The sequence below is a fragment of the Vibrio aestuarianus genome, from assembly GCF_012395185.1.
GTDB lineage: Bacteria > Pseudomonadota > Gammaproteobacteria > Enterobacterales > Vibrionaceae > Vibrio > Vibrio aestuarianus.
Map to the genome: position 1 here is coordinate 1 of NZ_JAAZTU010000069.1, position 6,209 is coordinate 6,209.

A 6,209-nucleotide genomic window follows, 5' to 3' on the forward strand; every position below is an offset into this window, starting at 1 on the left:
GGGGTTTGAAGTCCAACGGTACAGAAAACAACGCTAAGGGGGTTAACTGTCTGTTTTTGCTTGATTAAATATCATCTTCATCGTTGCTTTCAGAAACATCAGTAAGTGGTCGTAGTTCTCCTCTCAAAATGTTTTCCGAAACATTGAATGAATACTGCCCCAACATATTGATGTGTTTTGTTTGTAGTGGAGAGATCCGAGCAAGATCCTCGTCTTTTACTTCTTGAGATTGCCTCAAGTGATTGACGGTAGCCTCCATGTAAATGGTGTTCCATAAAACTACGGCGTTGGTGACTAGGCCCAAAGCACTCAACTGGTCTTCTTGACCCTCTCGATATTTTTTCCTGATCTCACCTCGCTTCCCATGACAGATGGCTCGCGCAACGGCATGGCGGCTTTCACCCCTGTTTAGCTGCGTAAGTATTCGACGGCGATAATCTTCATCATCCAAATATTTCAGTAAATATAAGGTCTTATTTGCTCTGCCAAGCTCAATTATCCCCTGAGTCAGTCCTGACGGTTTGTCACTTTTTAACAATGAACGAATCAATTCAGATGCTCTTACTTTTCCCAATTTTAGAGAGCCTGACACTCGCATCATTTCGTCCCACTGTACGAGAAATCGCTCTGGACGAAGCAAATTCGTTGACACTTCATTTAAAGCACCGTAATCGGCCTCTTTATCAAACCGCCACAAGGTTACTGATCCTGCATCCGCTAACCTTGGTGAAAACTGATAACCGAGTAAAGCAAAAAGACCAAACACCAGATCGCTTGAGCCAGCCGTATCTGTCATAATTTCCATCGGGTTTAGTGTCGTTTGATGCTCAAGCAACCCCTCCAATACAAATAAGGAATCTCTCAAGGTTCCCGTTACGGTAATGTCATGGAACCCACTGTATTGATTAGACATAAAGTTGTACCAGGTGATCCCCTTGTGAGCGCCAAAATACTTTCTATTAGGTCCGGCATTAACAGTACGAACGGGAGTGACAAAGCGCATACCATCGGCTGAGGCCACTTCACCGCCTCCCCAGACTTGAGCAATGGCTAAAGTGCTTTGATGATCGACAAGCCGAGCGTTCGCTTTTACCAATGTCTCAGAGCGTAAGTAATTCTGTTTCACCCATTGGAGCCGATGGCGGGTAAGCGCTGGGATTTGGGGTTTTATTAATGGTTCGAGCCCGATGTTACAAGCTTCTGCCATCAGGACCGCGCACAAACTGATATCAAGCCCTTCTGCTCGGGCATTTGATTCACTGACATGAGTAAACTCATTGGTAAATCCAGTAATGGCATTGATTTCAACAAGCAACTCCGTCAGGTCAACCTTCGGGATGAGTGATGCTATTTGCTGGCGAAGCTCTGTGGTAATCAATGGCTCTCTTTCAGGCTCTAATGCTGATATGTTTAAACGTGGTTTTTTACTTCGGGTATCTACTGACACTTTCTCGTTGTCAGAAAAGCGTTGAGCGACTTCTTTAAAAGTTTCGTCCAGTTGCGTTTGTAATCGATGAAGAGCTGATTTTGGATCAATTGGAAAATTGAGAGAGCGGCAAATGTGGGAGCGGGTGTGCTTCCATGCCTCTTCTGACAGTAACTTCGCTCTTGGATCCGACCAATTTAAACTGTCTTCGAAGAAAAGGTTTCGACGCCTTAATGCATCTTGAAGTTGTGATAGGAAACACAGGGAATACCCTTGCTTTGAGACCTGACCATCTTCCTGAAAAACGAGGTGTTTCCATGTTGGTTTTACAATATCTAAAGGGGCATCTTTTAGGAAACGCCGATGCGAAATTCCCTCATCTCTTAGGTAATGAAAAGCGTTTAGTAAGTGCTCACCGGATGGCGTTGCTTTCAATGGCAATTTGCGCAATAAAGTAGGGAGAAAAAGTCGTACCCGACCATATTGTTCCACTAATTCTTGGTGATATGGTGCGTTTGCGGGACGTATCAACTCTTTGACTAAATTCAGTGAATCACTCACCTGATTTTTTGGATATCGGATAAAAATGGCGTCCCGCAAGTGCGCATCATCAATCTCATCATCGAGCAACAGTGCACACACTTTAGATAACACTAAAGCGGATTTATCGAGATCCTTTAACGTTCTCAGTCGCTTTTTCTGCCCGATGTTTTTCGCCGAAGCGTTCATTTGTGTGATTAACAGATCTAAAATATCAATGGCATCATCCAAAGTCGTTAGCCGGTATATATACACAAAAGCCAACAGCATAGATAATTTCTTTTCATCGGGCATTCGGCCAATTTTCGCGACCGATGACATCATGGCGTGTCGAGCAATGGCTTGAACACGAGCCGTTGGCAAAGCCTCAAAGGCTTCTATGGGAACAGGGAAGTTCAGTATTTGCTCATAACGATTCACTGCGGAAATAAAGGCTGGACCACTGATGGTCGTTGGGCCTCTTCTTAAACGTTCCAACCGTGATTGGCGTCCTCCCTCACTTTCAATATCCAGTAACGTATACAGTGTGGTTTTATGCTCATCGCTCAATATTGAAGCAAGCTTTACCCATAATCGATTCGCGGCACGTTCTCTGACTTCAGAGACCAATCGAATGAGTACGGTGACACCGGGCAATAAGACTTTTCTTTCGATGAGCCATGCAGTTGCATGATCGAACATCACGCTGGGGCGTTCATTCGCAATCCATGCGTGGCTGTATAATTGCCGTATTAAGCAAAATCCTAATGAGCCATCGCTCAGCTCGCGGTATCCGTAAGTTTGTTTGATCTCTCGGTGGTGCTCCCATTGCGTATTTTTGCGAAGTGCATATCGAGCTAATACTTCGACGTTGGATATACCTAACTGCCTTGCAACGTAATGACTGACAGAAAAAGGGATTCGGTTAAAATCAAGGGCAAACGTCCCCAAAAAACGAATGGAGGTCAGTTGAAGTGCAAAACCTAAACGGTTGTGTTTACCACGCTTTTTTTGAATCAGCTCAAGATCAAACTCATCCAAGTGGAAATATCTTGCCAGTTGGACATCATTGGGCTCACCATTAAATTGCCCATAGCTATCTTTTTGTTCAGTGGTTAAGAAATCTACAGGCATAACGCATACCTCAGTAACAGGCTAACAATTGACCTACGTCTAACAAATTAACGGTCTTTCTCACATTTTTCAGGAGGTAAAACATAAGTTCGGCTGGAGTATTTCAATGTAAGTTCTCGCTCAGATTGGCATTCGATGTAGCCTTGTTCATCAAGTTCTTTCTTTGTGACGGTTGTCATTACCCATCCAACTATAAAGCTAATTACAACCATTATGGATAGGATTATGATGATGATTTTAGGCATCCATCTTAGAGACTTACCTGTGATAAGAGCAATGATTGTGAATGTTGTCAGTATTAAAGTACTGCTAAATGATGCGAATAATGAAGCGTTGTTTAAGGCGCTATAAATCGTAACGATATTTTCATAAGCAGTTAAGTTATTGATTACTTTTAGTAAAAAGTAGCTAAACACTGCTAGCAATAGAGAGAAGAAAGTGAGGTATAGAAATACTTTGAAGCGACTAATTTTCATCAATTAATCTCTCCACTTCCTTTTTCATCGGTTCGGTGTATTTATATTGTTCGTCAATAGCAGAAACAGCTAACCCGATACCAAAAGCCATTATTACAAAAAAACCTAATACGGCTGCTGTGGGTGGTGTAGCAAAAAGAAAACTTACAGCTCCTTTGGCGACTAGAGTTACCCCTTGAGCTATCACGCCAGCAACCACACCCTTAGATATATCCGCAGTAAATTGACCTACGACTTCACCTAGCGTCTTTTCATCGTGAAGCATGTAGTCAACCGCATTGACCGCACCACTAAACACGACTTCGACAAAAATGTTACCTCTCAAAAAACTGATATTGCCTTGAACAGTATTCAGGGCGTGACCAATTTTAAGCATTTGAGGTGTTGCCTCTTGCCAACGGATGCCTAGATCTAAATAGCGAGGTTTGTAATTCTCAACCACAATATTCATCACGCCGTTGATATTGACCGCTTTAGCCGTCGCCCCCCAACCGCCAAGTTCTTTGGCAACTTCATAAGCGCCTTTCAGTCCCATTCCAACGCCAGTGTAATCTTTCCCAACAGAAAGCTGTCCATGCGTATCTTTGATCAATAAATCCAAATATTCGTTCGCTTCTTCAAGTGTCAAAATGGCAATACTGACATTCTCTTGTTGGGATGTATCCCATTGATATTCTTTAGCCAGCTTTTGTAAGTCTTTGTTCCACTCTTTTTCTGTGAGTTGATACGCTGAATTAGCCGCACGTCTATTCGCTAAGGTTTCAGCTCTTTGTGCTGCATAGCGATCTTCATTTGCTTGCACGTATTGCCAATTACGTTCACTTTGAGCAAAGCGCTCACTGCGTTGTCGTTCGATTTTTTCTTTCAGCGTTTCTTTTATTGGTTCCGGCTCTGAAACAGCGTTCACACTAGAAAAGCGTCTTCCTATGGGAGCCAAATTACGGGCTTCCGCCGCTCTTAAGGCTGCCTGACTTTTTGCCATCTCATTTTTTAAATGGCAGGAGCTACAGGTACAGGTTTGGGGATTTGGACTTCCTATTGGGCAGCGATAAGTTTGATCAAACATTGATGATTTCTCTTCATTTATTTATCGAGCACTCTCTCAGCCATGAGATAAGCTTCTTTTCTTTCACGTTTACCGATGGCAAGCACGAGAACAAGCAGCTCACCATCTTCCACTTTATAGACCAACCTATAGCCAGATTGTTTAAGTTTTATCTTGTAACAACCAGACAAAGCGCCATAAAGCCTATTGGCTTCGATGTGTGGGTTTTCGAGCACTTTTCTGAGCTTCTCTTTGAACTGAGACTTTACGGGCTCACCGAGTTTTGAAAATAACTTTTGGGCTTTACGCTCAAATTTGAGGTTATAAGTTGTCAAGATCGACCTCGACAAAGTCACCGTCTTCATAGGCTTGCTGTGCCATTTTCATCAGTTCGATATTTTCAAGCTCTTCAACCATATGCTCATAAAGAGCGACGGGAACGGCATAGAACGCAGGCTTATTTCGATTTAGGATAGCCACAGGAGCGCCGTGCCCCTCTTCCAGTACCCCCATCGGGTTTGATTTCAGTTGGGTAAGCCCCGCACTGACTTCCGTCAATATGTTGTTCGTTAGACTCATGATATAACCCTCACTATGGAGACTCTTAAAAGACTTTAATAAGGGTTATTATAATGTCTTTAAAAAGCCCTGTCATCACTTACCTGATTACCATTGTAAAAACAAGCATCAGTTAAGAATAAATCAGTTCTTTTAAAGTATACCTCATGAAAACCACATATTAACGCCGTAAAATTGGTTCGTTTATTATGGAAATAAAACCCTACGCGAACTATTATTGTGAACTCTACCCAAAACGAACCAGTAGGTTGAAAAATGTTCATAAGAGGCTACTTAAGAGCATCAACAGATGAACAAGATGCTCATCGTGCAAAATCTGAACTTATCCAGTTTGCAAAGCAAAAAGGTGTACGCATAGCCAGTTTCTATACTGAGAACCAATCTGGTTCAAAATTAGAAAGAGCGGAGTTGTCTCGCTTAATTGAGGACTCACATCAAAATGATATTTTGCTGATCGAAAAGGTAGATCGGCTATCCCGATTACCTTATGAACAATGGAAGCTGCTCAAACATCAATTAGTTGATGCGGGCATTCATATCGTCGTTCTTGATCAGCCAATGACGCATTCCATTTTAAATGGGATAGCTGAAAACTCGATGATATCAAAAGTGCTGACAGAATTTATGATTGACCTGGCCGCTGCAATGGCCAGAGATGATTATGAAACTCGACTAAAGCGTCAGGCGCAAGGGATAGAAAAGGCGAAAGCTTTGGGAAAATATCAAGGTAGGCAGCCTGATCACCAACTAAGGCAAAATATTGCTCTTCTTCTAGGCGAAGGAAAAAGCTGGTCGAAAATACAGAGTTTATTGGGTTGCAGCCGCTCAACGATCGCTAAAGTAAAGAATTTAACCAATTGATTAATAGTTATATTTTAGACTTTATGGAACGTTTCGGTGAATGGGACGCAATACATTAACGCCTTATCGTACGTTTTCGTTCCATTGGACTTCACAGAGAATAATATGATTAATATCAGTCTGTTAACCCCCTTAGCGTTGTTTTCTGTACCGTTGGACTTCAAACCCC

Annotated in this window: 7 protein-coding genes; 2 read left to right on the plus strand and 5 right to left on the minus strand. The window is 42.4% G+C overall.

Annotation, left to right across the window (positions count from 1 at the left end):
- Nucleotides 1–64 precede the first annotated feature (64 nt).
- Both HGG78_RS18235 and HGG78_RS19200 read right to left on the minus strand, forming a co-directional pair.
- The gene (locus HGG78_RS18235; protein ID WP_172533757.1) at nt 65–3,079 is read right to left on the minus strand and encodes a Tn3 family transposase; all 3,015 of its coding nucleotides are present in this window, start codon (nt 3,077–3,079) and stop codon (nt 65–67) included.
- A 47-nt stretch (nt 3,080–3,126) separates the two neighbouring features.
- Nucleotides 3,127–3,258, minus strand: coding sequence for a hypothetical protein (locus tag HGG78_RS19200; RefSeq protein ID WP_255091412.1), 132 nt, complete (start codon nt 3,256–3,258; stop codon nt 3,127–3,129).
- A 46-nt stretch (nt 3,259–3,304) separates the two neighbouring features.
- Between HGG78_RS19200 and HGG78_RS19205 the strand changes: the two genes are divergently transcribed.
- Nucleotides 3,305–3,430, plus strand: a complete 126-nt coding sequence (locus tag HGG78_RS19205) for a hypothetical protein (protein WP_255091413.1) — start codon at nt 3,305–3,307, stop codon at nt 3,428–3,430.
- 114 nt (nt 3,431–3,544) lie between these two features.
- Here the strand turns inward: HGG78_RS19205 and HGG78_RS18240 are convergent, their stop codons facing one another.
- The 3 genes from HGG78_RS18240 to HGG78_RS18250 form a co-directional block, all read right to left on the minus strand.
- Entirely contained in the window at nt 3,545–4,537 is a 993-nt protein-coding gene (locus tag HGG78_RS18240) for a hypothetical protein (protein ID WP_254068259.1), read from the minus strand.
- A gap of 101 nt (nt 4,538–4,638) precedes the next feature.
- Nucleotides 4,639–4,935: a type II toxin-antitoxin system RelE family toxin gene (locus HGG78_RS18245; protein WP_004394065.1), complete on the minus strand. Its 297-nt coding sequence runs from the start codon at nt 4,933–4,935 to the stop codon at nt 4,639–4,641.
- Nucleotides 4,922–5,179, minus strand: coding sequence for a type II toxin-antitoxin system Phd/YefM family antitoxin (locus HGG78_RS18250; RefSeq protein WP_019280871.1), 258 nt, complete (start codon nt 5,177–5,179; stop codon nt 4,922–4,924). Before HGG78_RS18250 ends, HGG78_RS18245 begins: the two co-directional genes overlap by 14 nt.
- A 255-nt stretch (nt 5,180–5,434) precedes the next feature.
- On the opposite strand from HGG78_RS18250, the gene HGG78_RS18255 reads away from it, so the two are divergent.
- Entirely contained in the window at nt 5,435–6,040 is a 606-nt protein-coding gene (locus HGG78_RS18255) for a recombinase family protein (protein ID WP_019280869.1), read from the plus strand.
- The last annotated feature ends 169 nt before the right edge of the window (nt 6,041–6,209 follow it).

Bases quoted from the DNA above. Each gene is read 5' to 3' on its own strand.
- HGG78_RS18235 (WP_172533757.1), bottom strand. From the start codon at position 3,079: ATGCCTGTAGATTTCTTAACCACTGAACAAAAAGATAGCTATGGGCAA.
- HGG78_RS19200 (WP_255091412.1), bottom strand. From the start codon at position 3,258: ATGACAACCGTCACAAAGAAAGAACTTGATGAACAAGGCTACATCGAA.
- HGG78_RS19205 (WP_255091413.1), top strand. From the start codon at position 3,305: ATGATGATGATTTTAGGCATCCATCTTAGAGACTTACCTGTGATAAGA.
- HGG78_RS18240 (WP_254068259.1), bottom strand. From the start codon at position 4,537: ATGGCAAAAAGTCAGGCAGCCTTAAGAGCGGCGGAAGCCCGTAATTTG.
- HGG78_RS18250 (WP_019280871.1), bottom strand. From the start codon at position 5,179: ATGAGTCTAACGAACAACATATTGACGGAAGTCAGTGCGGGGCTTACC.
- HGG78_RS18255 (WP_019280869.1), top strand. From the start codon at position 5,435: ATGTTCATAAGAGGCTACTTAAGAGCATCAACAGATGAACAAGATGCT.